The organism is Kitasatospora sp. NPDC094019, assembly GCF_044764505.1.
Lineage (GTDB): Bacteria > Actinomycetota > Actinomycetes > Streptomycetales > Streptomycetaceae > Kitasatospora.
In genome coordinates, this window is sequence record NZ_JBIWIF010000010.1 from 1 (window position 1) to 26,569 (window position 26,569).

The 26,569-nt window shown below is 73.8% G+C and carries 23 protein-coding genes and 1 tRNA gene; 11 read left to right on the forward strand and 13 right to left on the reverse strand.

Annotated features, from left to right (window positions below; genetic code table 11):
• From ACIQ9P_RS22605 to ACIQ9P_RS22615, 3 genes are all read right to left on the reverse strand, one after another.
• Positions 1 to 1,313, reverse strand: a 1,313-nt coding sequence (locus tag ACIQ9P_RS22605) for a heavy metal translocating P-type ATPase (protein WP_402358892.1), incomplete at its 3' end; no start/stop codon positions are given.
• A gap of 264 nt (positions 1,314 to 1,577) precedes the next feature.
• Entirely contained in the window at positions 1,578 to 1,796 is a 219-nt protein-coding gene (locus ACIQ9P_RS22610) for a heavy-metal-associated domain-containing protein (protein WP_402358894.1), read from the reverse strand.
• 375 nt (positions 1,797 to 2,171) lie between these two features.
• Complete coding sequence (locus tag ACIQ9P_RS22615) at positions 2,172 to 3,113, reverse strand: PrsW family glutamic-type intramembrane protease (protein ID WP_402358897.1); 942 nt, start codon at positions 3,111 to 3,113, stop codon at positions 2,172 to 2,174.
• Between the two features lie 148 nt (positions 3,114 to 3,261).
• Here ACIQ9P_RS22615 and ACIQ9P_RS22620 point away from each other — a divergent pair, with 148 nt between their 5' ends.
• Entirely contained in the window at positions 3,262 to 4,452 is a 1,191-nt protein-coding gene (locus ACIQ9P_RS22620; protein ID WP_402358900.1) for a PP2C family protein-serine/threonine phosphatase, read from the forward strand.
• Here the strand turns inward: ACIQ9P_RS22620 and dhaL are convergent.
• Both dhaL and dhaK read right to left on the reverse strand, forming a co-directional pair.
• Complete coding sequence (dhaL, locus tag ACIQ9P_RS22625; RefSeq protein WP_402358903.1) at positions 4,449 to 5,135, reverse strand: dihydroxyacetone kinase subunit DhaL; 687 nt, start codon at positions 5,133 to 5,135, stop codon at positions 4,449 to 4,451. The genes ACIQ9P_RS22620 and dhaL overlap by 4 nt on opposite strands.
• A gap of 61 nt (positions 5,136 to 5,196) precedes the next feature.
• A complete protein-coding gene (gene dhaK, locus ACIQ9P_RS22630; protein WP_402358906.1) occupies positions 5,197 to 6,192 on the reverse strand; it encodes a dihydroxyacetone kinase subunit DhaK in 996 nt (331 codons plus the stop codon).
• Positions 6,193 to 6,349: 157 nt separating this feature from the next.
• Between dhaK and dhaM the strand changes: the two genes are divergently transcribed.
• The gene (gene dhaM / locus ACIQ9P_RS22635) at positions 6,350 to 6,742 is read left to right on the forward strand and encodes a dihydroxyacetone kinase phosphoryl donor subunit DhaM (protein ID WP_402358909.1); all 393 of its coding nucleotides are present in this window, start codon (positions 6,350 to 6,352) and stop codon (positions 6,740 to 6,742) included.
• Between the two features lie 44 nt (positions 6,743 to 6,786).
• On the opposite strand, the gene ACIQ9P_RS22640 is transcribed toward dhaM, so the two are convergent.
• Positions 6,787 to 8,502, reverse strand: a complete 1,716-nt coding sequence (locus tag ACIQ9P_RS22640) for a bifunctional 3'-5' exonuclease/DNA polymerase (protein WP_402358912.1) — start codon at positions 8,500 to 8,502, stop codon at positions 6,787 to 6,789.
• A 192-nt stretch (positions 8,503 to 8,694) separates the two neighbouring features.
• Here ACIQ9P_RS22640 and ACIQ9P_RS22645 point away from each other — a divergent pair, with 192 nt between their 5' ends.
• A complete protein-coding gene (locus ACIQ9P_RS22645) occupies positions 8,695 to 10,719 on the forward strand; it encodes a M3 family metallopeptidase (protein ID WP_402358916.1) in 2,025 nt (674 codons plus the stop codon).
• A 68-nt stretch (positions 10,720 to 10,787) separates the two neighbouring features.
• Here the strand turns inward: ACIQ9P_RS22645 and ACIQ9P_RS22650 are convergent, their stop codons facing one another.
• Positions 10,788 to 12,242 (reverse strand): cellulase family glycosylhydrolase, encoded by a 1,455-nt coding sequence (locus tag ACIQ9P_RS22650; protein ID WP_402358919.1) that lies wholly within the window; start codon positions 12,240 to 12,242, stop codon positions 10,788 to 10,790.
• Positions 12,243 to 12,368: 126 nt separating this feature from the next.
• Complete coding sequence (locus tag ACIQ9P_RS22655) at positions 12,369 to 13,043, reverse strand: TetR family transcriptional regulator (protein ID WP_402358922.1); 675 nt, start codon at positions 13,041 to 13,043, stop codon at positions 12,369 to 12,371.
• 173 nt (positions 13,044 to 13,216) lie between these two features.
• Here ACIQ9P_RS22655 and ACIQ9P_RS22660 point away from each other — a divergent pair, with 173 nt between their 5' ends.
• Positions 13,217 to 14,434, forward strand: a complete 1,218-nt coding sequence (locus ACIQ9P_RS22660) for an acyl-CoA dehydrogenase family protein (protein ID WP_045939259.1) — start codon at positions 13,217 to 13,219, stop codon at positions 14,432 to 14,434.
• A 43-nt stretch (positions 14,435 to 14,477) separates the two neighbouring features.
• On the opposite strand, the gene ACIQ9P_RS22665 is transcribed toward ACIQ9P_RS22660, so the two are convergent.
• From ACIQ9P_RS22665 to ACIQ9P_RS22675, 3 genes are all read right to left on the reverse strand, one after another.
• Positions 14,478 to 15,077 carry a hypothetical protein gene (locus ACIQ9P_RS22665; RefSeq protein WP_402358925.1) on the reverse strand — a complete coding sequence of 200 codons (600 nt, stop codon included), beginning with the start codon at positions 15,075 to 15,077 and terminating at the stop codon, positions 14,478 to 14,480.
• Positions 15,078 to 15,232: 155 nt separating this feature from the next.
• Positions 15,233 to 16,045: an enoyl-CoA hydratase/isomerase family protein gene (locus ACIQ9P_RS22670; protein ID WP_402358928.1), complete on the reverse strand. Its 813-nt coding sequence runs from the start codon at positions 16,043 to 16,045 to the stop codon at positions 15,233 to 15,235.
• Between the two features lie 71 nt (positions 16,046 to 16,116).
• On the reverse strand, positions 16,117 to 16,797 hold the full coding sequence (locus tag ACIQ9P_RS22675; RefSeq protein WP_402358931.1) for a TetR/AcrR family transcriptional regulator: 681 nt from the start codon (positions 16,795 to 16,797) through the stop codon (positions 16,117 to 16,119).
• 150 nt (positions 16,798 to 16,947) lie between these two features.
• On the opposite strand from ACIQ9P_RS22675, the gene ACIQ9P_RS22680 reads away from it, so the two are divergent.
• Complete coding sequence (locus tag ACIQ9P_RS22680; RefSeq protein WP_402358934.1) at positions 16,948 to 18,462, forward strand: MFS transporter; 1,515 nt, start codon at positions 16,948 to 16,950, stop codon at positions 18,460 to 18,462.
• 62 nt (positions 18,463 to 18,524) lie between these two features.
• On the opposite strand, the gene ACIQ9P_RS22685 is transcribed toward ACIQ9P_RS22680, so the two are convergent.
• Positions 18,525 to 19,085 carry a GNAT family N-acetyltransferase gene (locus ACIQ9P_RS22685; RefSeq protein ID WP_402358937.1) on the reverse strand — a complete coding sequence of 187 codons (561 nt, stop codon included), beginning with the start codon at positions 19,083 to 19,085 and terminating at the stop codon, positions 18,525 to 18,527.
• 77 nt (positions 19,086 to 19,162) lie between these two features.
• Here ACIQ9P_RS22685 and ACIQ9P_RS22690 point away from each other — a divergent pair, with 77 nt between their 5' ends.
• The gene (locus ACIQ9P_RS22690) at positions 19,163 to 19,777 is read left to right on the forward strand and encodes a TetR/AcrR family transcriptional regulator (protein WP_402358940.1); all 615 of its coding nucleotides are present in this window, start codon (positions 19,163 to 19,165) and stop codon (positions 19,775 to 19,777) included.
• 219 nt (positions 19,778 to 19,996) lie between these two features.
• On the opposite strand, the gene ACIQ9P_RS22695 is transcribed toward ACIQ9P_RS22690, so the two are convergent.
• Positions 19,997 to 20,072: transfer RNA gene (locus ACIQ9P_RS22695), tRNA-Arg, on the reverse strand.
• A gap of 636 nt (positions 20,073 to 20,708) precedes the next feature.
• On the opposite strand from ACIQ9P_RS22695, the gene ACIQ9P_RS22700 reads away from it, so the two are divergent.
• The 5 genes from ACIQ9P_RS22700 to ACIQ9P_RS22720 all read left to right on the forward strand — a co-directional run bounded on the left by ACIQ9P_RS22700 (position 20,709) and on the right by ACIQ9P_RS22720 (position 26,539).
• Entirely contained in the window at positions 20,709 to 21,230 is a 522-nt protein-coding gene (locus ACIQ9P_RS22700; protein ID WP_402358943.1) for a single-stranded DNA-binding protein, read from the forward strand.
• A gap of 359 nt (positions 21,231 to 21,589) precedes the next feature.
• A complete protein-coding gene (locus tag ACIQ9P_RS22705) occupies positions 21,590 to 23,080 on the forward strand; it encodes a Cys-Gln thioester bond-forming surface protein (RefSeq protein ID WP_402358945.1) in 1,491 nt (496 codons plus the stop codon).
• 462 nt (positions 23,081 to 23,542) lie between these two features.
• Positions 23,543 to 25,207, forward strand: coding sequence for an energy-dependent translational throttle protein EttA (gene ettA / locus ACIQ9P_RS22710; protein ID WP_402358948.1), 1,665 nt, complete (start codon positions 23,543 to 23,545; stop codon positions 25,205 to 25,207).
• A gap of 113 nt (positions 25,208 to 25,320) precedes the next feature.
• Entirely contained in the window at positions 25,321 to 25,761 is a 441-nt protein-coding gene (locus tag ACIQ9P_RS22715) for an acyl-CoA thioesterase (protein WP_402358951.1), read from the forward strand.
• An 82-nt stretch (positions 25,762 to 25,843) separates the two neighbouring features.
• Positions 25,844 to 26,539, forward strand: a complete 696-nt coding sequence (locus ACIQ9P_RS22720; RefSeq protein ID WP_402358954.1) for a hypothetical protein — start codon at positions 25,844 to 25,846, stop codon at positions 26,537 to 26,539.
• Positions 26,540 to 26,569: the final 30 nt, after the last annotated feature.

A 26,569-nucleotide genomic window follows, 5' to 3' on the forward strand; every position in this document is an offset into this window, starting at 1 on the left:
CCGCGGCCGGTGCCGACCATCAGGGCGGTCGGGGTGGCCAGGCCCAGGGCGCACGGGCAGGCGATGATCAGCACCGCCACCGCGGCGGTGAACGCCTCGGTCGCGCTGTCGGTGGCCAGCAGCCAGGCGGTCAGGGTTCCGAGGGCGATCAGGATGACCACCGGGACGAAGACGGCGGAGATGCGGTCGGCGAGGCGCTGGGCGGCGGCCTTGCCGTTCTGGGCGTCCTCGACCAGGCGGGCCATCCGGGCGAGCCGGGTGTCGGCGCCGACCCGGGTGGCCTCCACCACGAGGCGGCCGCCGGCGTTGACGGTGGCACCGGTGACGGTGTCGCCGACGGCGACCTCGACCGGCACGGACTCGCCGGTCAGCATCGAGGCGTCGACGGCGGAGGCGCCCTCGACCACCACGCCGTCGGTGGCGATCTTCTCCCCGGGACGGACCACGAAGCGGGTGCCGACGGTGAGCCGGTCGACCGGCAGCCGGACCTCGCGGCCGTCCTGGAGGACGGCGACGTCCTTGGCGCCGAGGTCCAGCAGGGCGTGCAGCGCGGCCCCGGCACGGCGCTTGGAACGGGCCTCCAGGTAGCGGCCGAGCAGGATCAGCACGGTGACGGCCGAGGCCGTCTCCAGGTAGAGCATGGACGAGGCGTCGGTGTCGCCGACCGAGAACGAGAACTCGTGCCGCATCCCGGGCATGCCCGCGTCGCCCCAGAACAGGGCCCAGAAGGACCAGCCGAAGGCGGCCAGGGTGCCGAGCGAGACCAGGGTGTCCATGGTCGCGGCGCCGTGCTTGAGGTTGGTCCAGGCGGCCCGGTGGAACTGCAGGCCGCCGTACACCACGACGGGGCCGGTGAGGGCGAAGGCCAGCCACTGCCAGTTGGTGAACTGGAGCGCCGGGACCATCGACCAGAGGACCACCGGCAGGCTGAGCACGGCGCTGACGAGCAGCCGGTCGAGCAGGGGGTCGGCCGGCCCGGTGGCGTCGGTCCCGGTGGGCGCCTCGGCCGGGGCGACGGGCACGGGCGGGGGCGGGAGTTCGGCGGTGTAGCCGGTGTTCTCGACGGTGGCGATGAGGTCGGCGACGCTCACGTCCGGCCCGAAGTCGACCCTGGCCTTCTCGGTGGCGTAGTTGACGGTCGCCTCGACGCCGTCCATCCGGTTGAGCTTCTTCTCGATCCGGGCGGCGCAGGCGGCACAGGTCATGCCGCCGATCGACAGTTCGACGCGCTCGCGGACGGCGGTCGGTCCCGCCGGGCCGGCTATGGCGCTCGCCGCGTCCGGGGCGGCGGAGCCCGGGGTGGAGGTGCTCATGTGCTGATCAGCTCCTAGGGCGTGTCTTGTGGATCTTGTCGGGTAGGCCGGTGCGGTGGGGTGCGTGCATCGCAAGGCGGAGGAGGGAGCCACTGCGGAGGGGGCTCCTCCCGGCCCAAGGCTGGGGGCCATTGGCGACCGACGACAACGCGGCGAGGTGCGTGCTCCGGCGTCGCGGCCCCGGCAGTGATCCGCAGGACACGCCCTGGGGAGAGGGCGCGGCGGGGGCTCTCGGACCGCGCCCCCGCCACGCGAAGAGGGCTCTCAGGCCGCGCGGCCGACCAGCTCGTAGCCGGCCTCGTCGACGGCGGCACGGACCAGCTCGTCGTCCAGCTGGTCGCTGGTGGAGACGGTGACCGTGCCGGCCTTGGCGTCGGCGGAGACCTCCGTCACCCCGGCGAGCTCGGCGAGCTCCTTGCTCACCGAGTTCTCGCAGTGTCCGCAGCTCATGCCGGTCACGGTGTAGGTGATGGTGCTGGACATCGGGGCCTCCGAGAAGTTCGGTACGGCCGCGAGCGTACGCCCGGGCCCTGCTCTTGGGAACACCATACCCCTAAGGGGTATTCCGTAGGAGTGCGGAATTTGTGGTGTGGATCGCATTCCGGTTGCCGTTCGGGCGAGCCGAATCGGGTTCCGATAGCAGAGCGTAGGTGGCTGGACACGCTGTGCTCGAATCCGCGCCGTGGCGCGGGCGGATTCGGGGTGCGGCCCCGGAGCCTTCCAGGAAGTCGTTCGAGAGTCGCTCGAAGTTCCGGGCTTCCGGAGTTCTGGAGTCCGGGGGCTCCGAAGTCCTGGAGTCCGCGGCTCCGGGGTCCGGCGATCCGGCGGTGCCGGTGGTCCGGTCCGGGGCGGCGGGTCTCAGAGCGGGGCGGACGGGAGCTGGGCCGGGATCGGGGGCCGCCGGTCGCCGCGGACCAGCAGGTGCAGCCAGGACAGCCCGCCGAGCGCGACCAGGATCAGCCCGGCCGTGTCGTACAGGGTGTAGAGGTGGACCTCCTCGGTGGTCGCGCTCGGCAGGCGCCCGAGCTCGAACAGGGCGCGTTGCCAGTCGGCGGAGGTGCTCCGCGCCACCAGCCAGACCGCGATGCCGCTCATCGAGTCCCAGAGCGCGTGCAGCAGCGAGACGCCCAGGTAGGTCAGCAGGACCGGCGCGGTGAGGCGGAACCGGCCGCCCCGCCGCTCGCGGAACAGCACGCCGCCGAGCAGCGCGGTCCACAGGATGTGACCGACCGGCGCCAGGATCCCGCGCAGGATCTCGGTCTCCACCAGGTTGCGCAGCGAGAGTCCGTCGGTGGTGAGGACGGCGTTGAAGGCGTAGCCGGCGCTCTCGAAGGCCGCGAAGCCGGCGCCGACGGTGGCGCCCAGGACCAGGCCGTGCCGCAGGCCGCTCACCCGCAGCCGGCGGCTGACCAGGATCAGGGCGGTCAGTTTGGCCGCCTCCTCGATCAGGCCGACGCCGAGGTGCGTCCAGGCGGTGGGGGAGAGCAGGCAGGTCTCCAGGACGGAGGCGCCGAGGACGCCGATGAGGCCGCCGACGCCGAAGCAGCCGAGGATCCGGTCGGCGCCGAGGCCGGTGGCGTGGCGTTCGTACGCGCGGGTCGCCACGGTGACCGGGACGAGGAAGCTGCCGAGCAGGACGATCGTCGGCACCAGGTTGCTGTTGCCGGTGAGGAAGGTGACGGCGACGGTCGCGATCCACAGCAGCAGTCCGCCGAGGAGGATCCGCGGCCACTGGGCGGGGCGGGCCGAGCGGCGCACGGGCGGGGCGGAGAGGTGGGGGGTGTTGCGGTATCCGGACACCGGTGAGGGCTCCCTTGTGTGATCCGCTTTCGTCGCACTGTATGACAAATCGGGTGCTTTGGTACCTTTCGGCACAGTCGCTGGAGTGACGGCGCCCGCGCCCCGGGGTGCGCAGGTGGGCGGGTTGATCGTCCGTTATGTTCGATATGTGTTTCCGATCCGTCGAGCCCAGTCGCCGTCCGATCCGACCGGCGCCGGGCAGCCGCCGGCCCGGCGGCGCGGCGCGCTGCTCGCCGTCGACCTGCTCGACATCCCGTTCTGGCGCCGGGCCGCACCCGCCCTGCTCGCGATCCTGGTGGTCGGGCTGGCGGACCTCTACTCCGGCCGGGACCGCTACCTCGCGCCCCTGATGACCGTCGTCCCCAGCATCGCCGCGCTCACCCTGCGACCGCTCGAACTGCTCGGTGTCTGCGCGCTCGGCCTGCTCGCCGTCTTCGGCCTCAGCCACTACGACGAGGTCGACACCATCAACGACGCCCGGTTCCTCTGGGGCGCGATGATCAGCTACCTGCTGCTGACGCTCTTCTCCGCCTGGGTGGCCAGGATCAGGATGCGCCGGGCCGCCGCCTTCGCCGCGGTCAGTTCCGTCGCGGAGGCCGCCCAGCGGGCCCTGCTGCGGCTGCCCGGCCCGGCCGTCGGGCCGCTGCGCCTCGCCGTCCGGTACGTCTCCGCCGCCGACGCCTCCAAGATCGGCGGCGATCTCTACTCCGTCCTGGAGACCCCGCACGGCACCCGGGTCGCGGTCGGCGACGTGCGCGGCAAGGGGCTGGGCGCGGTGCAGACCGCCGCCGTGGTGCTCGGAGCCTTCCGCGAGGCCGCGTACGACGAGGCCGGGCTCTGCGGGGTGGCCGCCAGGATCGAGGCCAGCGTGGAGCGGCACGTGCCGGACGGTGAGTTCACCACCGCGTTGTTCGCCGAGTTCCACCGACCCGGTGTGGTCGAACTGCTCCAGTGCGGGCACGTCCCGCCGATCCGGGTCGACCAGGACGGCCGGGCGCACGTGCTGGACGCCCCCGACCCCTGGGTGCCGCTCGGCCTCGGCCGACTGGCCCACGGCGAGCCGAGCACCTGGGACCAGGCGTTCGGGACCGAGGACGTGCTGGTGCTGTGCACCGACGGGGTGATCGAGGCCAGGCACCGGAAGAACGGTGAGTTCTACCCGCTGGCCGAACGGGTCGGGCCGCTGGTGCGCGGTGCGGCCCGCTCCGCCGCCGAGCTCGAAGCGGCCGTCGGCCGGGTCTACGCCGACCTGCTCGCGCACACCGGGGGCGAGCTGCGGGACGACGCGCTGCTGCTGCTCGTCACCCGCACGGACCCGGTCTGGACGGTGCAGCCCTAGGGCGCGCGGCCTTCGGCCCGGTCGTCGGCCGTCCGGGCGGCGGTGGCCTCGGCCAGGGCGCGGAAGAGCAGGGCGGTGGAGCGGGCGCCCGGGTCCTCGTGGCCGACGCTGCGCGGGCCGAGGTAGGAGGCACGGCCCTTGCGGGCCTCCAGCGGCACGGTGTCCAGGGCGCCCCGTTCGGCGCCCCCGGCCGCCGCCTCGGTGGCCTCCCGCAGTCCGGCCCCGGCGGTCACCGCCTCCCGGTAGGCGTCCAGGGCGGGCGTCCAGGCGTCCACGAGGGTCTTGTCGCCCGGCGCGGCCCGCCCGAGGTCCCGGACCGCCCGCAGCCCGGCGGCCAGTGCCTCGCCCAGCCCGCCCGGGTCGGCGGACGGCTGTCCGGGCGGCGGCAGCGCGGCGCCCATCGCGCGGAATGCCTTGCCGTAGAGCGGGCCGGAGGCGCCGCCCACCTTGGAGATCAGGATGGTGCCCGTCCTTGTCAGCACCGCGCCCGGGCCGCCGTCCGGTGCGGGCGCGTCCGGGCCGTCCAGGACGGCCAGCACGGCGGCGAAGCCGCGGCGCAGGTTGCTGCCGTGGTCGCCGTCGCCGATCGCCGAGTCCAGCTCGGTGAGCCGCTCCTCCTCCCGCTCGACCGCCGCGGCGATCGCACGGACCCAGTCCTCGGCGAGACGGGTGTCGACGTCCATGGGGATGACTCCTTCGGGGCGTTCGGGGCGTTCGGGCGGTGGTGGGCGGCGGCTCGCGGCTTCAGACGCGCTTGAGGGCCGGGGTGTCCACCGGGGCGTCCCACAGTTCCAGCAACTGGGCGTCGGCCTTGGTGAGGGTGAGCGAGAAGCCCGCCATGTCCAGACTGGTCACATAGTTGCCGACCAGGCTGCGGGCCACCGTGACGCCCTGCTCGGCCAGTCGGGCGGTGACCTCGCCGAACACGATGTAGAGCTCCAGCAGCGGCGTCCCGCCCAGCCCGTTGACCAGGGCGATCACCTCGTCCCCGGCACCCAGGTGGTGATCGGCGAGGATCGTCGCCACCACCTCGGCGACCAGTTCGCGGGCCGGGCGGAGCTTCTCCCGGCGCCGGCCAGGCTCGCCGTGGATGCCCACGCCGACCTCGATCTCGTCCTCGGCCAGTTCGAAGCCGGGCCGGCCCGCCGCCGGGACGGTCGCCCCGGTCAGCGCGATCGCGAACGAGCGGGAGGCTTCGTTCACCCGCTCGCCGAGGGCGGCCACCGCGTCCAGGGGCGCGCCGCGCTCGGCCAGCGCGCCCGCGATCTTCTCCACCGCCACCGTCGCGCCGGTGCCGCGCCGGCCGGCCGTCCAGGTGGAGTCCTCGACGGCGACGTCGTCGTCGACCAGCACGGTGCGGACCTCGATGCCCCGCTCGGCGGCCAGCTCCGCGGCGAGCTCGAAGTTCATCACGTCACCGGTGTAGTTCTTGACCACGAAGACCACGCCGGCACCGGAGTCCACGGCCTCGGCGGCGGCCAGCACCTGGTCCGGGACGGGCGAGGTGAAGACCTCGCCGGGGCAGGCCGCGTCCAGCATGCCGGGACCGACGAAGCCGCCGTGCAGCGGCTCGTGCCCGGACCCGCCGCCGGACACCAGGGCCACCTTGGGGGCCGACGGCCGCACCGCCCGGGTGATCACCCTGTTGGCCAGGTCCACCGCCAGCTCCGGGTGTGCGGCGGCCACTCCGGCCAGCGCGTCCTCCAGGACGGTGTCCGCGGTGTTGATGAGCTTCTTCACGGTGTACGCGCTCCCCTCGGCCGACGGTGCTGACCCGACGCTACGCCGGACGGGCGTCCGGCGTCCCGGATCCGGCCCGCCGGGCGGAGCCTCACCCGTTCGGAGCAATCTGCGGCCGGTCCGGCGCGGCTTCGCCGGCGGCCCCTAGGGTCGGGGCATGAGTGGACACGTGGGCATCGTCCTGGTCTCGCACAGCGCCGCGCTGGCCGGGGGGCTGAGGGAACTGCTGGGTGAGCTCGCCTCGGCGGAGGTGCGGGTGCTGGTGGCGGCCGGGACCGAGGACGGCGGGCTCGGCAGCAGCTACGAGCTGATCGCCAGGGCCGTGGTGGCGGCGGACTCCGGGGCGGGGGTCGTGGTGCTGCCGGACCTCGGGAGCTCGGTGCTGACCGCGCTGACCGTCCTGGAGGACGAGCCCCGCCCCGGGGCCGTGGTGGTCGACGCGCCGTTCGTGGAGGGGGCCGTCGCCGCCGCGGTGACGGCCTCGACCGGGGCCGCGCTGGCCGAGGTGGTCGCCGCCGCCGAGGAGGCACGCGACTTCCGCAAACTGTGAGCGCCGGTGGCGGTGGTGGTGACAGCGGCGACGGCCGGCGGCGGCTACTTGGCGTCGGCGTAGCACTCCACCACGGCGGTGCTCAGCGGGAAGCGGACCGGGGTCTCGCCGAAGACCAGCCGTCGGGCCTCGTCCGCCGCCGCCTCGACCGCCGCCGCCACCTCGTCCGCCAGATTGGCCGGGGTGTGCACCATCACCTCGTCGTGCTGGAAGAACACCAGGTGCGGGCGGTCCGCCGTTGAGGCTTCCGGGAGCTCGGCCAGCCGGCGGCGCAGCGCGGCCAGCAGCGCCAGCGCCCAGTCGGCGGCGCTGGCCTGGATGACGAAGTTGCGGGTGAACCGGCCCCGGGAGCGGGCCCGGCGGCCGCCCTCCTCGCCGCCGGCCTCGCCCGCCTCGGTCAGGTCGAGGAAGTCGGCCGAGGCGGGCGGGCACGGGCGGCCCAGCCGGGAGGTCACCACGCCGCCGTCCTCGCCGGTGCGGGCGGCCGCCTCGACGTAGCCCATCGCGGTGGGGTAGCGGGTGCGCAGGGTCGCCAGCAGGGGGCCGATGTCGCCGCTGGTCTGGCCGTACATGGCGCCGAGCAGGCCGAGCTTGGCCTTGTCGCGGTCACCCTGGAAGGCGGAGGCGGCCAGCGCCTCGTACAGGTCGCCGCCGGCCGCGGTGCGGGCCAGCCCGGTGTCCTGGGAGAGCGCGGCGAGGACCCGCGGCTCCAGCTGGGCGGCGTCGGCGACGACCAGCAGCCGGCCCGGGTCGGCGACCACGGCGCGGCGCAGGATGCGCGGGATCTGGAGCGCGCCGCCGCCGCGGCTGGCCCAGCGGCCGGAGACCACGCCGCCGACCACGTACTCGGGGCGGAACCGGCCGTCGCGCACCCAGGCGTCCTGCCAGGCCCAGCCGTGCGCCACGTGGAGCCGGGACAGCTCCTTGTAGCGGATCAGCAGCCGGGCCGCCGGATGGTCGATCCGCTTCAGTTCCCAGGAGCGGGTGGAGCCGAGCTGGATCCCGGCCTCGGCGAAGGCGCGCAGCACCTGGGCGTGCGAGTCGGGGTTGAAGGTGCGGCCGCCGAGCGCCTCCCGGAGCTCGGTCGCGAGCTCGGCGAGCAGCCGCGGCTGGGCGCCGGGGACGGTCGGGCGGGGGCCGAGCAGCTCGGTGAGCAGCCGGTCGTGCACCTCCGTCCGCCAGGGCAGGCCGTCGTGGCCCATCTCGGCGGCGGCCAGCGCGCCCGCCGACTCGGCGGCCAGCAGCAGCCGGTACCGGCCCCGGGCCTCCTGGTCCTCGATCGCCGCGAGTCGGCGCTGCTGCTCGGCGTGGACGGCGACCACGGCCGCCAGCGGGTCGGTGCCGGGCGGCAGCTGGAGCCGGTCGGGGGCGAACAGGGTGTCCTGGCCGTCGTCGGCCTCCGCGGAACCGGGCTCGGGCAGGTCGGCGGGCACCGGCAGTCCGCGCAGCCGGGCCCAGGCGGCGCCCAGCGACCGGGGGGCGCCGAAGCGGCCCTCGTGGGCGAGCAGCAGCGCCTCGACCAGCCGCAGGTCGTGGCAGCGGGCGAGCCGCCCGGGCAGCCGGGGGAGCAGCGGGTCGTAGCCGGACTCGGCGGCGGCCCACACCCAGCGCGGGTGCTCGGCGGCCTCCCGTTCGGCGACGGCGGCGGCGAGGTCGGGCACGTGGACGGGCGGGCCGAGCGGGGTGCCCGCCTCGTCGAGCGGCTGGAGCCGGCCGCCGGGGCCGTGCGGGTCGGGGGCGAGGGCGGTCCTGGGTGCCACGGGGCTCCTCCTCTCGTACGGACGGTGACCGTCCGGGGGCGTACGGCCGGTCGGTGCCGACGGTAGCGGGAGGGTACGACAACCGGAGCCGGGCCGTTCGGCGACCGGGCCGGAGCGCGCCCCGGCCGTGCCCGCGCCGGTGGCCGGGAGGAGGCGTAGGCAGCGCCGATGACACGGCGTAAGGTCGGCGGAATGACCGAGAACCCGTTCTTCGCGGCCAGCACCCTGGCCCACGAACTGCCGCCCTTCGCCGAGATCCGGCCGGAGCACTACCTGCCCGCCTTCGAGCGCGGGATGGCCGAGCAGCTGGCCGAGATCGCCGCGATCACCGCCGATCCGGCGCCGGCGACCGTCGAGAACACCCTGGTCGCGCTGGAGCGCTCGGGGGCGCTGCTGCGCCGGGTCCGCGGGGTCTTCGACAACCACTCCTCCGCCGACACCACCCCCGAGGTCGACCGGATCGACGCGGAGATCAGCCCCCGGCTGGCCGCGCACCGGGACGCGATCCACCTGGACGCCGCGCTGTTCGCCCGGATCGAGGAGCTCCACGCCCGTCGGGCCGAGCCGGAGCCGGACCCGGAGACGCTGCGGCTGCTGGAGCGCCGGTACACCGCGTTCGTCCGGGCCGGTGCCCTGCTGGGCGCCGAGCAGCAGGACCGGCTGCGCGGGATCAACGCCGAACTGGCGAGCGCCGCCTCCGAGTTCCGCCAGAACGTGTCGGCCGACTCGCAGGCCCGCGCGCTGGTGCTGGACTCCGCCGAGCAGCTGGCCGGCCTCTCCCCGGACGCGATCGCGGCCGCCGCCGAGAACGGCCGCGCGCTCGGGCGCGACGGCACCTATGTGCTCAGCCTGAAGAACTTCTCCAACCAGACCGAGCTGGCTTCGCTCACCGACCGTTCGGTGCGCGAGCGGCTGCTCACCGCCTCGCTCGGCCGGGCCGCCGCGACCAACGGCCCGCTGGCGATCCGGATGTCCGCGCTGCGCGCCGAGCGGGCCCGGCTGCTCGGGTACGACACCCACGCCGCCTACGTGGTGGCCGACGAGACGGCCGGCACCGTGGAGGCGGTGGACGCGCTGCTCGCCCGGCTGGTGCCGCCGGCCGTCGCCAACGCCCGCCGGGAGGCCGCCGAGCTGGCCAAGGTCGCCGCCGCCGACGGTGTCGAGGAGATCGCCGCGCACGACTGGGCGTACTACTCGGAGCAGGTCCGGCAGTCCTCCTACCAGGTGGACGCGGCGGCGCTGCGCCCGTACTTCGAGCTGGAGCGGGTGCTGCGGGACGGCGTCTTCTTCGCCGCGAACCTCGTCTACGGGGTGAGCTTCACCGAGCGCCCCGACCTGGTCGGCTACCACCCCGACGTGCGGGTCTTCGAGGTGTTCGACGCGGACGGTTCCGCCCTCGGCCTGTTCCTCGGCGACTTCCACGCCCGGGCGTCCAAGCGCGGCGGCGCCTGGATGGACGAACTGGTCACCCAGTCGGGGCTGCTGGGCCAGCGGCCGGTGGTCTACAACAACCTGAACATCGCCAGGCCGGCGCCCGGGGAGCCGGTGCTGCTGTCCTGGGACGAGGTGCGGACGCTGTTCCACGAGTTCGGCCACGCGCTGCACGGGCTGTTCTCGGACGTGCGCTTCCCGTACTTCGCGGGCACGGCCGTGCCGCGGGACTTCGTGGAGTTCCCCTCCCAGGTCAACGAGATGTGGATGGTGCGGCCGGAGGTCCTGGCCAACTACGCCCGGCACCACGTGACCGGCGAGCCGCTGCCGGCCGAGCTGGTCGGCCGGATCGAGGCGGCGGAGTCGTTCGGGCAGGGCTTCCGCACGGTCGAGTACCTGGCGGCGGCGCTGCTGGACTGGGCCTGGCACACCCTGCCGGAGGGCCAGGAGGTGGCGGACGCCGAGGAGTTCGAGGCGGCGGCGCTGGCGAAGGCCGGGCTGGCGGTGGCGGCGGTCCCGCCGCGCTACCGGACCACGTACTTCGGGCACATCTTCGCCGGCGGGTACAGCGCGGGCTACTACGCCTACATCTGGTCCGAGGTCCTGGACGCCGACACGGTGGAGTGGTTCGAGGCCGGCGGGCGGAGCGTGCGCGAGAGCGGCGAGGTGTTCCGGCGCGAGCTGCTGGCGCGCGGCGACAGCCGGGACGCGCTGGACTCCTTCCGCGCGGTGGTCGGGCGCGACCCGGAGACCGGCCCGCTGCTGGCCCGGCGCGGGCTGCTGTAGCGGGGGCGTCGGCCCGGCGGTGCGGCGTCGGGCCGCACCGCCGGGTTGTCGGGCTGTCGGGCCGACGCTCAGCGGGCTTCGAGGGTGACCTCGACCGGGGTGCCCGGGCGGGCGCGCGGGAGCCGGATCCGGGCGCGTCCGGCCCGGTCGCCGGCCGGCTGCTCGACCTCGGTCAGGGCGCCGGCGGGGCGGACGGTGACCCGGGCGCCGCTGGGGAACACGGCGGCCGGGAGGACGAGTTCGGTGCTCCGGCCGGTGCCGTCGGCGTTCCAGCGCACGGTGTGCCGTCCGCCGTCCGTGCCGGTGCGGGCGTCCGTGCCGGCGGTGGCGACCGGGTACGGTCCGAACGCCGGTTCCTCGCCCGGGGCGGGCCGGCCGGCCGGGTCGAGGGCGCAGTAGCCGCCGTTGCCCCGGCACCAGTACCAGAGCGTCCAGCCGCCCGCGAAGCCGTCCATCGCGTCGACCTGGCGGCGGACCAGCAGGGTGTTGCCGGGGGTGCGGGAGTTCGGCGGGCCCCACTCGCCGACCAGGACCGGCAGCCGGTGGGCGGTCGGGTAGGCGGTGATCGCGGCGGTGTAGCGCTCGACGAAGCCGCCGGCCGGGTCCCAGTCGGCGCCGGACTCGACGGCGGTGTCGTAGAAGTGCGGCGCGTAGCCGAGCCGGGGCGCGCCGGGGCGGGGGTCGGTGAAGCCGGGAAGCCGGGTGGGGACGCCCTGGCCGACCAGGACGGTCGGTTCGACGAACAGCCAGGCGCGGGTGTCGGCCCGGCGTACGGCGGCGATCAGCCGCCGGTACATGGCGGGCAGCCGGTCCTGTTCCAGCTCGGCGGCGGCGCGGGCCAGCACTTCCGGGTCGGCCGGGTCGCCGTCCACCGGCCCGAACGGCTCGTTGAACAGGTCGTAGCCCAGCAGCGAGCGGTGGCCGCGCAGTTCGCGGGCCAGCCGGGTGTAGAAGTCGGCCTGCCAGGCGCGCAGGTCGGGGTCGTCGTAGAGGTGCCGGAAGGCGGCCTGGACGCCGGGCTGGAAGTAGCCGGCGAACCAGTCGTCGGGGTCGGGCTCGAACGGCAGGCCGTCGTCACGGGTGGCCCAGGGCGGGACGCCCCGGTCCCCGCCGCCGAAGTACGGGCCGTAGACGTCCTGGTGGAGGTCGACCAGGACGAGCAGGCCGGAGCGGTCGGCCGCGTCCAGGAGCCGGTGCAGCCGTCGGAGTTCGGCCGGGTCGAGGCGGCCCCGGGCCGGTTCCAGTCTGGTCCAGGAGACCGGCAGCCGGACCAGGCCGAAGCCCCGGGCGGCGATCGCGGCGAGGTCCCGATCGGTGGCCTCGGCGTACTTGTCGAGGTTGAAACCGCGCAGCCGGAGCCGGCGGCCGGCGGCGTCGGTGAGGTCGGTGCGGCCGTCGGGGGCGGTGGCGGTGCCGGTGGGGAACGCCGGTGCGCGGGAGGGGGAATGGGCCCGGGCCGGAGCGGCGGGCAGGGCGAGGGCGGCGGCGATCAGGAGGGCAACGGCGGTGCGGTGCAGGCGCATCGGGACCTCCGGGGCGGGCGGGGGTGGGGCCCGATGATGCCCGCCGGGCCCGCGCCGCACAAGGGAGCGGGGCGGACCCGGAGGAGAACGCGCCAGGGGGAAGGGGTGTCGGGGGAGGCGCGCGGGTCAGCCGGTCGGCCGGTCGGCCGGTCCGGTACCCGGTCCGATGCCCATGTCGGTGGCCGTGGCCGTGGCCGGTCCGGCGGGCAGGGCGGCGGTCGGCAGGTCGGCGGCGGCGGCGAGCCGCCCCCAGAGCAGGTCGGCGAGCGCCTGGACCATCCGGGTGCGCGAGCAGGGGCGGGACTCCAGCCACCAGTCCCCGGCCGCCAGCACCATGCCGGTGATGGCGCGGCCCCAGACCTCGGCGAGCAGCTCGCGGTCGGCGCCGAGGTCGACCTGGCCGGCGACGGCCCGGGTGATCTCCTCGGCGATCTGCCGCAGGGCGGGGGCGAGCGCGTTGCCCGCGCCGCTGGGGTCGCCGGGCTCGGGGTGGGTGAGCAGCCGGTAGACCTGCGGGCGGGACTCGATCCCGGCGAGGTAGGTGTCCAGCACGTGTTCGACCCGGTCGCGGCGTTCCAGCGGTTCGGCCAGCGCGGCCCGGACGGCGGCCAGCAGCCCGCCGGTGTGGCGTTCGGTCAGGGCCCGGATCAGGCCGTTCCGGTCGCCGAAGTGCCGGTAGAGGATCGGCTTGGTGATGCCGGCCTCGGCGGCGATGGCGTTCATGCTCGCGCCCGGCCCCTCGCGCTGGACGACCCGGTCGGCGGCGTTGAGCAGCTGCTCCCGGCGGGGCTCTGGGTCCATGCGCTGTTCCTTCGCTTCCGTGCCGGGGGTTCCGGTACCGGCGTTGACACCGGTTACCAAGCAGTAGCAGACTCCGATGATGTTACCGGTGGTAACACCCCGGTCGGTCGCACTTTCGGTCGAATCCCCGGTCGCACCCTTTTCGGTCGCACCCACCTTCGGAGGCCCCCACCATGAGCACCTTCTCGCTGGACCCGGGTCCGGACCAGATCGCCGTCCGCGACTGGCTGCACGGCTTCGCCGCCGACGTGGTGCGGCCCGCCGCCGCCGAGTGGGACGAGCGCGAGGAGACCCCCTGGCCGATCATCCAGGAGGCCGCCAAGCTCGGCATCTACTCCCTGGACTTCTACGCCCAGCAGTACTTCGACCCCTCCGGCGTCGGCATCCCGATCGCCATGGAGGAGCTGTTCTGGGGCGACGCGGGCATCGGCCTGTCCATCGTCGGCACCACCCTCGCCGCCGTCGCGGTGCTCGCCAACGGCACGGACGAGCAGATCGGCACCTGGGCGCCGCAGATGTTCGGCACCCCGGACGACGTCAAGGTGGCGGCGTTCTGCTCCTCCGAGCCGGACGCCGGCTCCGACGTCTCCGCGCTGCGCACCAGGGCCGTGTACGAGGAGGCCACCGACGAGTGGGTGCTGAACGGCACCAAGACCTGGGCCACCAACGGCGGGATCGCCGCCGTCCACGTGGTGGTGGCCACCGTCGACCCGGCGCTCGGCGCGCGCGGGCAGGCGTCCTTCGTGGTGCCGCCCGGGACCCCGGGGCTGAGCCAGGGCCAGAAGTTCAAGAAGCACGGCATCCGGGCCTCGCACACCGCCGAGGTGGTGCTGGACTCCGTCCGGCTGCCCGGGCACTGCCTGCTCGGCGGCAAGGAGAAGTTGGACGAGCGCCTCGCCCGGGCCCGGGAGGGCGTCCGCAAGTCCGGGCGGAACGCCGCGATGGCCACCTTCGAGGCGTCCCGGCCCGCCGTCGGCGCGCAGGCGATCGGGATCGCCCGGGCCGCCTACGAGGTGGCGCTGGACTACGCGAAGACCCGGGTGCAGTTCGGCCGACCGATCATCGACAACCAGGGTGTCGCCTTCCAGCTGGCGGACATGAAGACCCGGATCGACGCGGCCAGGCTGCTGGTCTGGCGGGCCTCCTGGATGGCCGCCACCAACCAGCCGTTCACCTCGGCCGAGGGCTCGATGTCCAAGCTCTACGCGGGCGAGACCGCCAAGTGGGTCACCGCGCAGGCGATGCAGATCCTCGGCGGCAACGGCTTCACCCGGGAGTACCCGGTCGAGCGGATGCACCGGGACAGCGCGATCTACTCGATCTTCGAGGGCACCAGCGAGATCCAGCGGCTGGTGATCGCCCGGGCCGTCTCGGGGCTGCCGATCCGTTGACCTCCCGCGGCCGGGCCGGGGTCGGCCCGCGCGGGGCCGGGGGTCAGCGGGCGAACCAGAAGGTGAGCCCGGCCGACAGGGCGCCCACCACCGTGCCGGCGACCGTCTGCGCGGTGGTGTGGTCCCGCAGCACCACCCGGGACCAGCCGATCGCCGCGACCAGCGGGTAGAGCAGCAGCCACCAGGGCGAGAGCGCGACGGCCAGGCAGACCGTCGCGCCGCTCGCCACGGCGGTGTGCACGGAGATCTTCCACCAGACGGTGATCACCAGGATCGGGACCAGGGAGGCGAGCATCGCCACCACCGTCGCGGTCAGGTCGCGCGGGGCGTCCGCGACGAGCATCACCACGAGGCCGGCCGCGACCGAGGCCATGATCAGCGGGAAGAGCGTCAGCCGCCGCTGCCGGTGGCCCACGTGCCGGTCGCCGACGGTGCCCCGGCGCATGCCGTAGTGGATGAACAGGGTCGGGAGGACGGCGGTGAACACGGCCGCGAACGCCGCCCAGGCGAGGCCGGTCCAGCCGTAGCGGAGGCCGCCGAGCAGGAGCAGCATCGCGATGATCACGTTCTTCGGCTCCAGGCCGTCGGTGATCCGGCGGGCCTGGGCCGTCGCGGGCGTGTCGGCGGTCGTCGCGGTGGTCATCGGGGTGGCGCTCCAGGCGGGGTTCGGCTGCGGATCGGTCCCATGATCGTATCGGCCCGGCCGGTTTCGCCCCCGGCCCCGCTGGCTCCGTCCAGGCCCGCCCGGCTCCGTCCAGGCCCGCCCGGCTCCGCCCCGGGGTTCGTGGGCGCGCCCGGTCAGAACCGGGGCGGGCGCCGTTCGAGGAAGGCGGCGAGGCCCTCGCGGACGTCCGGGGCCTCGCGCGAGCGGCGCTCCCAGGGCGCGAGGGCGGCGGCCGCCCGCTCCGGCGGCACCGCCAGCGCGGCCTTGACCGCGCCGATGGTCTGCGGCGAGCGGGTGGTCAGCAGCCGGGCGAACGCCAGCGCCGCGGCGTCCAGCTCGGCCGCGGGCAGGACGCGTTCGGCCAGCCCGAGCTCGGCCGCCTCCGGCGCGGACAGCAACTCGCCGGAGAACAGCAGGTACTTGGCGCGGGCCGGGCCCACCAGCCGGGCCAGCCGCAGTGTGGGCACCGCCGGATAGACCACGCCCAGTTTGGCCGGGGTGATGCCGAGCCGGGCGTTCTCGGCGACGAAGCGCAGGTCGCAGGCGACCGCCAGCTGGCAGCCGCCGCCGACGCAGGCGCCGTGCACCACCGCGAGGGTCGGGTGCGGGAACGCCGCCAGGGCCTCCTCGGCGGCGACATTGACCGCGTGGTAGGCGTCGGCGCGGTCCGGATCGCCGTAGACCCGGGCCAGTTCGTCGATGTCGGCACCGGCGCTGAAGGTGCCTCCCGCGCCGGTGACCAGCAGCGCGCGCACGCCCGGCTCCTCGGCCAGCCGCTTCAGCACCTCCGGCAGGGCCTGCCAGATCGCCAGGGTGACGGCGTTGCGCCGGTGCGGGCGGTCGAACTCCAGCACCGCGACGCCGTCCTCGCCGACGTGGGCGTTGAGGCCCTCGGTCTCGGTGGGCAGCGGGGCGCGGTCGCGCGTCAGCGGCGGCCGGGTGGCCATGGGCACCTCCGGGAGGGTGTGGGTGCGGCCACTCTCGCAGAGTCCGGTCTCCCGGGGTCCGGCGGTGCGGCTCAGGACCGGGTGGCGCCGTAGTCGCCGAGTCCGTCGGCGGCCAGCCCGAAGGCCCGGTCGGCGTTGGCCAGGGCCTCGGGCAGGACGTCCGCCGCCCGGTCGCCCGCCATCATCCGGCGCTGGTTCTCCTCCGTCAGCGTCAGCCGGGTGCCGAGCAGCTGGGCGGCGGCGACCCGGGCGAGCAGCGGGTCGTGCTCCGGGTCCCGGGCGAGCAGTTCGGCGGCGAGCGCCGTCCGGGCCCCGGCGCCGAACCCGGCCTGGGCCCGCTGCGCCAGCACGGGGGTGCTGTGGACGAGGCGGATCACGTCGACCACCTGCTGCTGGTCGCTCAGGCCGGACGCCGGGTCGAAGGCGGCGAGCGCGGCGACGTACTGAGCGTGCAGCGCGGTGACCGCCGGGACGTCCGGGGCCGCTTCGCGCACCACCCGGGCGGGCTCGTCGATGTGCTGCTCCATCGGCCCGAGAACGAGGTCCTCCTTGGTGGCGAAGTAGTTGAAGACGGTCATCTTGGACACCTCGGCGGCGGCGGCGATCTCGGCCACCGAGACCTCGTCGAAGCCGCGTTCGGCGAACAGGGCGATGGCGGTCCGCCAGATCCGGATCGCGGTCTGCAGCTTCTTGCGCTCCCGCAGGCCCAGTCCGGCCATGTCGGCCCCGGGGTCGACCTCGATTCTCGTCATGCCATGACTGTACCAGGATCAAATATGTAGCTGGACGAAGAATTGACCGAGTCAAAAAAGCCTGCCATGGTGGTGCCGCGCCGCCGGGTCGGACCGGTCCGGCGCCGGGCGTCCCGTCGCCCGAACTCCGCGATCCCAGGGGGACTTCCGATGGCCGTGACCACATCGCCGACCGCACCGGCGCCGACCGTGTCCGGGGCGACCGCACCGGCGCTGATGACCGAGTCGCAGCGCAAACTGGGCATGCTGCTCTGTCTGGTCACGATCGTGCTGGCGGTGCTCGACACGAACATCGTGTCGGCGGCCACCGTGCCGATCGTCCGCGACCTCGACCCGGTGCACGGCGTCGACCGGCTGCCCTGGCTGGTCACCGCGTTCGCGCTGGCCGCCACCGCGCTGCTGCCGCTCTACGGCAAGCTCTGCGACCTCTACGGGGCGAAGCGGGTGCTGATCGGCGCGGTCGGTACCTTCCTGGTCGGCTCGGCGCTCTGCGGCGCCGCCGGTTCGATGGAGCAGCTCATCGCGTTCCGGGCGGTCCAGGGCATCGGCGGCGGCGGGCTGATGAGCGTGACCATGGTGGTGATGGCCCAGCTGAGGAACCCGGACGAGGCCGGCGGCGGCGGTGGCGCGGGCGGGATCGTCGCCGGTGGCGGTATGGCCGTCGGCCCGCTGATCGGCGCGCTGCTCGCGGAGCACCTGAACTGGCGCTGGATCTTCTACGTCAACCTGCCGGTCGGCCTGCTGCTCCTGGTCGGGGCAGCGCTGGTGCTGCGGCTGCCCGCGGGGACCGGCCGGCGCGGGCCGGACTTCCTCGGCGCCACCCTGGCCGCCGCCTCCGTCACGGGTCTGCTGCTGGTCGCCGAGTGGGGTGGCCGGACCTTCGGCTGGACCTCCCCGCAACTGCTCGGCCTGGCCGCGGGAACCGTGCTGGTGTTCCTGCTCTTCCTCCGCCGCCAGGCCACCGCCGCCGACCCGGTGCTGCCGCTGTCGCTGTTCCGGATCCCGGAGATCCGGATCGGCTTCGCGCTGCAGGGCCTGGTCGGCATGGGGATGATGGGCGCGATCATGTACGTGATGCTCTACCTCCAGGTCGCCCGGGGTGTCGCCGCGACCTCGGCGAGCCTCTACCTGATCCCGATGGCGGTCGGGATGACCGCGATCGGGCTGGTGGTCAACCGGCTGGAGGCGCGGGGGGTGTCGGTCCGCGCCGTGCTGGCCGCGGGCGCCGTCTGCTCCGCCACGGCGCTGCTGCTGCTCGGGCTGAGCGGCTCGGGGACCTCGCTGTGGCTGGTGCGGGCCGAACTGCTGCTGCTCGGCGTCGGTCTGGGCCAGCTGATCGGGCACCTGATCACGGTGGTCCAGCTCGCCGCCCCGGCGCACCAGCTGGGGGTGGCCACCACCGGCGTCCGGTTCTTCCAGACCATGGGCAGCGCGCTGGGCGCGGCGGTCTTCGGCACGGTGCTCGCCCGGGTGTTCACCGCGAACGAGCCCGGCGTGCCGCTGGGCGCGGTCGGCCGGCTGTCCGGCGCGGCCAGGGAACACGCGGTGGCGGGCTTCGTGGACGCCGTGGACACGGTCTTCCTCTCGGCCGCCGGCGTGATGGTGCTGGCCCTGCTGCTGGCGCTGCGGCTGCGCCCGGGCGGGGAGCGGGAGCGGGCCGTCTGAGGGCGGACGCGGCGCGGGGCCCGGTGGATCCGTCCACCGGGCCCCGCCGGTCTGCGCGGGGCTCAGCCGGTGGGGGCGCCTTGGGGCTTCCACTCGTGGGTGAGCAGGGACCAGACCTCGCCGTCCTGGTGGCGGCCGTCGTGCAGGTAGCTCTCGCGCAGCACGCCCTCCAGCGTGAAGCCCATCCGCTGGGCGACCGCGCGGCTGCGCAGGTTGTCCGGCTTGTTGTGCCACTCGATCCGGTGCATGCCGCGGACGGTGAAGGCGTAGTCGATCAGGTGCCGGACGGCGGTGCCGACCAGACCCCGGCCCTGGCCGGCGGGCTCGGTCCAGACCCCGATCTCGCAGCTGCCGTTCTTGGCGTCGAACTGGACGAACATCACGCCGCCGACCAGCGTCCCGTCCAGCCAGATCCCGTACAGCCGGGCGGTGTCGGCGGCCTGCCGGTCGGCGTAGCGCTGGAGGACGGCGCGGGCCGAGTCGAGGTCGGTGGCGAGGCTGGCCCAGTTGATCCAGGCGTCGATGTGGGCGCGGCCGCGCTCGATGTGCTCCAGGTACTCGGGTGCGTGCCACGGCTCCAGCGGGCGGAGCTCGGCGTTCTCGGAGAGGGGGACGGCGAACATGGGCGGGCCTTTCGCAACGAGGATCGGTCGGATCGGTGCGTCATGCGTAACAAACGTTCGGTACGTAAGATAACCCCATGACACCCGCCCGTGGAGATCACGAAGCCCGCCGGACCGAAGTCTCGGAGGCGGTGTGGCGGGTGTTGTCGACCCGGGGTTTCGAGGCGCTCACGCTGCGTGCGGTGGCCGCCGAGATGGGAGCCACCACCGGGCTGCTGACGCACTACTTCCCCAGCAAGAAGGCGCTGGTCTCGCACGCGCTGGAGCTGCTCGACCGGCGTTCGCTGGAGCGGCCGCGGCGGTTGGTGCCTGCGGACGGCGGGCCGCCGCCGGCGGCGGGGCTGGCCCGGTTGCGGGCGGCGCTGCTGGACATCCTGCCCCTGGACGGGCCGGGTCGGGCGGGCAATCGGATCTGGGTCGGTTCGTGGGGCGTGGCCCTGGCGGACCCGGAGCTGGCGGAGGCGCACGCGGCTCGGTACGCCCGTTCGCGGCGGGTGCTGACGGAGTGCGTGGCGGACGCGCGGCGGTTGGGCGAACTCCCGGCCGGGCCGGGGGCCGAGGCGGTGGCGGCGGGTGCGCAGGGCTTCGTGCTGGGGCTGGTGGTGCAGGCATTGTTCGCCCCGGGGGAGTTCCCGGCGGAGCGGCAGGTGGAACTGCTGGACGCCTATCTCGCGGGACTGGCCGCGAGCTGACGACGGGCCGTCGGCGCGAGGTGCGCGGCGGGTGTTCGCCGGAGGTGTTTACGGCGCCGGAATTCCTCGGCCGGGGCTTTTCGGGGAGTGCATGACACGCTTGGTCACGGCTTATGCGCGCTGGGTGTCGAAGCGGGGCGGGTCGCTCCGCGGTGCGTCCGCAATTGACCGGTACGGGTAATGCGCGAACTGCCGGGAGGGCCGGCGGCGCGAGGTGCGTGGCGCCCCCAGCAGGATTCGAACCTGCGACCTACCGCTTAGAAGGCGGGTGCTCTATCCGCTGAGCTATGGGGGCGGGACGGGCGGCGCCCGGAGGGCGTGACCGTTGCCGGGATCGGGCGGTGGGCGCGCGGCGCCCGCTGTCCGTCCCCGTGCCTGAGGACGGGGTGTGGGGGGTGGCGGGTCCCTGCCTGTCAGGGGACAGGATAAGGGTGCCCCGTTCCTCGGCCGGGTGTTACGACACCGCCGTTGGTGTGTCGGCCTCGGTGGAGCGGTCCGATAATCGCAGGTGAACGCCGTGTGTGCAGCGCTCTGGCCGTCTTCGGCGCCGGACGTTGTGCACTCGTTACGGGGCTGTCTGCCCACCCGTTATGGATTCGGCACGGAGAAAGCGCCGCGGCCGGGGCGGTGTCGACGCGGGTGGGGGGCCGTATTCGGGTTCCTTCGGTCGGATGACGTGCGCGGACGGTCGGCGCGGCCACCCCTGGGGGTGTCGGGGGCCGTGCGAGGGCCTTCGTTTGTTGTCATGGCCGCGCAGAGTTAGGGTGCGCCGGTCGTACAAAGGCCGAAATTCACCCCTGCGGGCGACAGCGGTTTTCCACAGGCCCGTTTTGTCCACAGGATTTCCGATCTCTGCTGCGCGGATTTCCCGAGAAGCGCACTCTCTCGCTGTGCCGGTCGATTCCGTACGGTGCAACAAGGAGAGCGGAGCGTGGCAGTGAACGGTACGCAGGTGACGGTGATCGGGAATGTCGCCACGGAGGTGACGTACGCGCTGACCCCCGGCGGGGTGCCGGTGGCGAACTTCCGGCTGGCCTCGACCGAGCGGCGCTACGACCGGGCCCGGGAGGTCTGGGTCGACGGCGAGACGCAGTGGCTCACGGTGACGGCGTGGCGCTCGCTGGCCGGGCATCTGATCGACTCGTTGACGAAGGGCGACCCGGTGGTGGTGAGCGGGCGACTGAGGGTGCGGGAGTGGGCGGAGGGGGAGGCGAAGCGCAGCCGGGTCGAGATCGACGCCCGCTCGGTCGGGCACGACCTGAGTCGCGGTACGGCCAGGTTCAGTTGGGCGCCGGGAGGTCGGGCCGGGGTGCCGGAGGAGGCGGGTGCCGGCACCGGGGCGGGCTTCGGTGAGGCGGTGCCCGGGTGGATCGTGGACGCCCTGCGGGGGCGGCGGGCGGTGGAGGGCGGCGACGGGCCGGCGACCGAGGGGGAAAGCGGGGGTGACACCTAGCGGCCCACCGGGTGTCCGAGGGGTCGTCCGACTGTCGACAAATATGCGAATCGAGACGGTCGTTGCGCCCGCACGCGCAATCCTGTTCCGGTTAGCGGAATGATCCGGTAATTCTGGCTACCCGTCAGCTTGTGTGGATAGTGGGAGGGTTGATAACGATACAGATACGGAATCGTCCTAATTTCGCATGGGGGTTTCCGGACTCCCGGGGCTCCATAGGATTCGTCTGGTTCACATCGTGAAGCGGCGCCACAGGGGGCGCGGCAAGCAAGGCGGGCTGCCATCGGCATGGCCCGGCCCGAAGGGATCCCAAGATGTTCCAGAGGCAGGGGCGGGCGCTTCCCCGCATAACCACTGTCATGCTCGCGACCAGCACTGCGCTGGGCGGGGGCCTGTTCGCGGCCGGTGCGGCGACCGCGGCCGACGAGCCGGGCGGCGGTGTCACGGCGGTGGTCCAGCCGACCCTGATGAGCGAGGAGATCGCCATCGAGGGGAGCCACTCGATCCAGGGTGGGCTGTTCACCCTCAAGACGGCCGACGGCGAGATCAAGACGTACTGCATCGACATCGACCACCCGGTCGACATCACCAAGGCCATCGAGTACCGCGAGTCCGACTGGAAGTCGAGCTCGCTCGGCCGCCCGGAGAAGGCCCAGGACGCCTCCAAGATCCGCTGGATCCTGGAGAACTCCTACCCGCAGGTGACGGACCTCAAGAAGCTGGCCACCGACGCCGGCGTCAAGGGCGAGCTCACCAAGGAGGACGCCGCCGCGGGCACCCAGGCCGCGATCTGGAAGTTCTCCGACGGCAAGAACGCCATCCCGGTCGACGCCGAGGCCAAGCAGCTCCGCGACTACCTGGTCAGCGAGAAGAACAAGGGCATCGCCGCCGAGCCCAAGCCCTCGCTGAGCCTCACCCCGGACTCGGTGTCGGGCAAGCCGGGCACCAAGCTCGGCCCGTTCACCCTCAACTCCAGCGCCAACGAGGTGAAGTTCGCCGTCTCCGGCGACGCCGCCGACAAGGTCAAGCTGGTCGACAAGGACGGCAAGCAGGTCTCCGACCTGGCCGGTCCGATCGCCAAGGACACCCAGCTGTGGCTGGACGTCCCGGCCGGGACCCCGGACGGCACCGCCGGCATCAACGCCGCCGCGGAGACGGTCGTGCCCAGCGGCCGCGTCTTCCTCAGCAAGGGCTACACCCCGGAGAAGCACAGCCAGACCATGATCCTGGCGGGCTCCACCAAGCTCAGCGTCAAGGACGCCGCCAAGGCGACCTGGAAGGCCGCCAAGGGCCCGCTGGTCGACAGCACCGCAGTGGTCGAGTGCGTGAACAACGGCGTCAAGGTCTCCGTCGCCAACGGCGGCGACGAGGCCGCCACCGTCTCGGTGAAGCCGGGCAAGGACATCACCGTCCAGCCGGGCAAGATCGAGACCGTGATCGTCCCGGTCGCCGAGGACACGGCCTACGACATCACCGTCACCGGCCCGAACGGCTTCAGCAAGAACTTCAAGGGCATCCTGGACTGCAAGAACACCAGTGTGACCACGCCGACCCCGACCCCGTCGGCCACCACCCCGAGCACCAAGCCGTCGACCCCGGCGCCGACCACCGCGGCCCCGACCACCACGGCCCCGGTCACCCCGAGCGCCACCCCGTCGGCCTCGGCCACCACCACGGCCGCCCACCCGGCGCCGACCAGCACCGCCCCCGGCACCACCGGCGGTCTGGCCCAGACCGGTGGCAGTGACGCCACCCCGGTCATCGCCGCCGTCGCCGGCGGACTGGTCGTGGCCGGTGGCGCCGCGGTCTTCCTGCTGCGCCGTCGCAACCGCCACGGCGACGCCGCCTGAGGCACCGGCCGGAGGCCGCTCCGGTAGGACCGGGTCACTGATCCGGTCCCACCGGGCGCCGAACCGCCCGTAACGGCCCGGCTCCCCGCACCACGCGTGCGGGGAGCCGGGCCGTTGCGCGTCCGGACACCGGCCCGGGACGGCACGGACCCCGGCGCCCGGGAACGGATCCCGCCGCCCGGGAACGGACCTCGGCGCCCGGACGCGGGCCCGGTCCGGCGCGGCGGGGGCCACAGGGGGTCACAGGGGTCCGTGGCGGGCCGCGGGGCCCGCCGGGGTGGTCCGGAGGAGCCGGGTGCGGGGCCGGGCGCGGAATCGGGCCCGGGCCCGGTGGCGGGGCGCCGGAGCCGCCCGGGGCGGGCGGGCGTCGAGGGGGAGCAGCCGTTCGGGGCTCCCGTTCCGGTGCGGCACAATGGAAGGCTGCAAGCCGAATTACTCCCGACGACGCCGGAGCGATCTCACGTGGCGGAATACATCTACACGATGCGCAAGGTGCGCAAGGCGCACGGCGACAAGGTCATCCTTGACGACGTGACGCTCAGCTTCCTCCCCGGGGCGAAGATCGGCGTCGTGGGCCCCAACGGTGCCGGTAAGTCCACCGTGCTGAAGATGATGGCCGGCCTGGAGCACCCCTCCAACGGCGACGCCTTCCTCTCGCCCGGTTTCACCGTCGGCATGCTGCTCCAGGAGCCGCCGCTCGACGAGTCCAAGACCGTGCTGGAGAACGTCGAGGACGGCGTCAAGGAGATCAAGGGGAAGCTCAACCGCTTCAACGAGATCGCCGAGCTGATGGCGACCGACTACTCGGACGCCCTGCTGGACGAGATGGGCAAGCTCCAGGAGGACCTGGACCACGCCGAGGCGTGGGACCTGGACGCCCAGCTGGAGCAGGCCATGGACGCCCTGGGCTGCCCGCCCGGCGACTGGCCGGTCACCAAGCTCTCCGGTGGCGAGAAGCGCCGCGTCGCGCTCTGCAAGCTGCTGCTGGAGGCGCCCGACCTGCTGCTGCTCGACGAGCCCACCAACCACCTGGACGCCGAGTCGGTGAACTGGCTGGAGCAGCACCTGGAGAAGTACAAGGGCACCGTCGTCGCCGTCACCCACGACCGGTACTTCCTGGACAACGTCGCCCAGTGGATCCTGGAGCTCGACCGCGGCCGCGCCTACCCGTACGAGGGCAACTACTCCACGTACCTGGAGACCAAGCAGTCCCGGCTCAAGGTCGAGGGCCAGAAGGACGCCAAGCGCGCCAAGCGGCTCAAGGAAGAGCTGGAGTGGGTCCGCTCCAACGCCAAGGGCCGCCAGGCCAAGTCCAAGGCGCGTCTGGCCCGCTACGAGGAGATGGCGGCCGAGGCCGACAAGATGCGGAAGCTGGACTTCGAGGAGATCCAGATCCCGCCGGGCCCGCGCCTGGGCAGCGTCGTCATCGAGGTCGAGAACCTCAACAAGGCTTTCGGCGAGAAGGTCCTGATCGACGACCTCAGCTTCACCCTGCCGCGCAACGGCATCGTCGGCATCATCGGCCCGAACGGCGCCGGCAAGACCACCCTGTTCAAGATGCTCCAGGACATGGAGACCCCGGACAGCGGCACGGTCAAGGTCGGTGAGACGGTCAAGATCAGCTACGTCGACCAGTCGCGCTCCAACATCGACCCGAAGAAGACCCTCTGGGAGGTCGTTTCCGACGGTCTGGACTGGATCAACGTCGGCCAGGTCGAGATGCCGTCCCGCGCCTACGTCTCGGCGTTCGGCTTCAAGGGCCCGGACCAGCAGAAGCCGGCCGGCGTGCTCTCCGGCGGTGAGCGCAACCGCCTCAACCTGGCGCTCACCCTGAAGCAGGGCGGCAACCTGCTGCTCCTCGACGAGCCCACCAACGACCTCGACGTCGAGACCCTCTCCTCGCTGGAGAACGCGCTGCTGGAGTTCCCCGGCTGCGCCGTGGTCATCTCGCACGACCGCTGGTTCCTGGACCGGGTCGCCACCCACATCCTCGCCTACGAGGGCGAGAGCAAGTGGTTCTGGTTCGAGGGCAACTTCGACTCGTACGAGAAGAACAAGGTCGAGCGTCTCGGCTCCGACGCGGCCCGTCCGCACCGGGCCACCTACAAGAAGCTGACCCGCGGCTGACAGTCGGCCATGACGACGGCCCGGCAGGCCCGCCCCACCGGGGGCGGGCCTGCCGGGCCGCGGCCCGACCGGCACCCCCCGCCGGCGGGCACCGGACGTCGAGGAGAACACCCATGTCACGCCACATCTACGCCTGTCCGCTGCGCTGGTCCGACATGGACGCCTTCGGGCACGTCAACAACGTGGTCTTCCTGCGCTACCTGGAGGAGGCCCGGATCGACTTCATGTTCACCCAGGCCGCCGAGGCCGGCGCCGGCGAGTTCGCGGGCGGTTCGGTGGTGGCCCGCCACGAGATCGACTACAAGCGTCCGCTGGTGCACCGGCCCGAGCCGGTCACGATCGAGACCTGGGTGACCCGGATCGGCGGTGCCTCGCTGACGGTCTCCTACGAGATCAAGGACACCGCCGCCGACGGCACCGAGACGGTCTACGTCCGGGCCTCGACCGTGGTCGTCCCCTACGACCTGGCCGAGGGCCGACCGCGCCGGATAAGCCCGGTGGAGCGGGAGTTCCTGACCCGGTTCGTGGACGAGGCGCCGGCCGTCGCGGTCTGACCGGACCCGGTCCCCGCGCCCGCCGGCACCCGCCGACCGACCGACCGTTCCACCCCCGATACCCCGGATGTGAGCCGCAGCGTTGAACAGCACCGCCACCCTCGCCCTCGCCGACGCCGGGGAGGCTTCCGATCTGGCCGCCTTCCTGGTCCGACTGCTGCGCTTCGACCGCGCGGCGGCGGTCCGGTCGCAGGGCGTGCCGCAGCCCGACGGCAGCGGCGTGCTGGCCGTCTTCGGACGGCTGCCGCTGGGTGGCTCGGGCGTGCTGGCGGTGCGCACCGCCCGGCTGGCCGGGCTCGACGGGCCGGTCGACCTGACCGTCTCGGCCGGGCAGCTTCTGGACGGTGTCGACACCGGGGCGAACACCCTCGCCCTGCCCGGCCCGGTCACCGGCCCGGCCTGGGCCGGACTGCTGCCCCCGCGCACCGGCTGGCGGCCGGTCGGCGAACCGCCCGCCGCCCAGGTGTACGGCGAAGTGATGGCCGCCGTACGGGAGTTCCGCGAGCGCAGCGAGGCCGTCCCGGAGCACCACCGGACCAGGCCGGTGCTCGACGCGCTGGCCGACGAGATCTGGTCCCGCCCGGTCGCCGCACTGCCCGAACTGCCGCTGCGCGCCGCCCACGCGGCCCGGGTGATCGGTTTCCTCGACCCGCGGGTCCCGCTCGGCGTGCACCGGGCCGGCGGCTGGCTGCGGCTCTCCGCCCCGGCGGGTTCGGTGGCCCTGCGCACCGCGGCGGCGCTCGGCGCGGGCCTGGGCCTCAGCCCGGTCCGCCCCTAGGGGAGCCCGGGCGCGGCCCCAGCGTCCTGG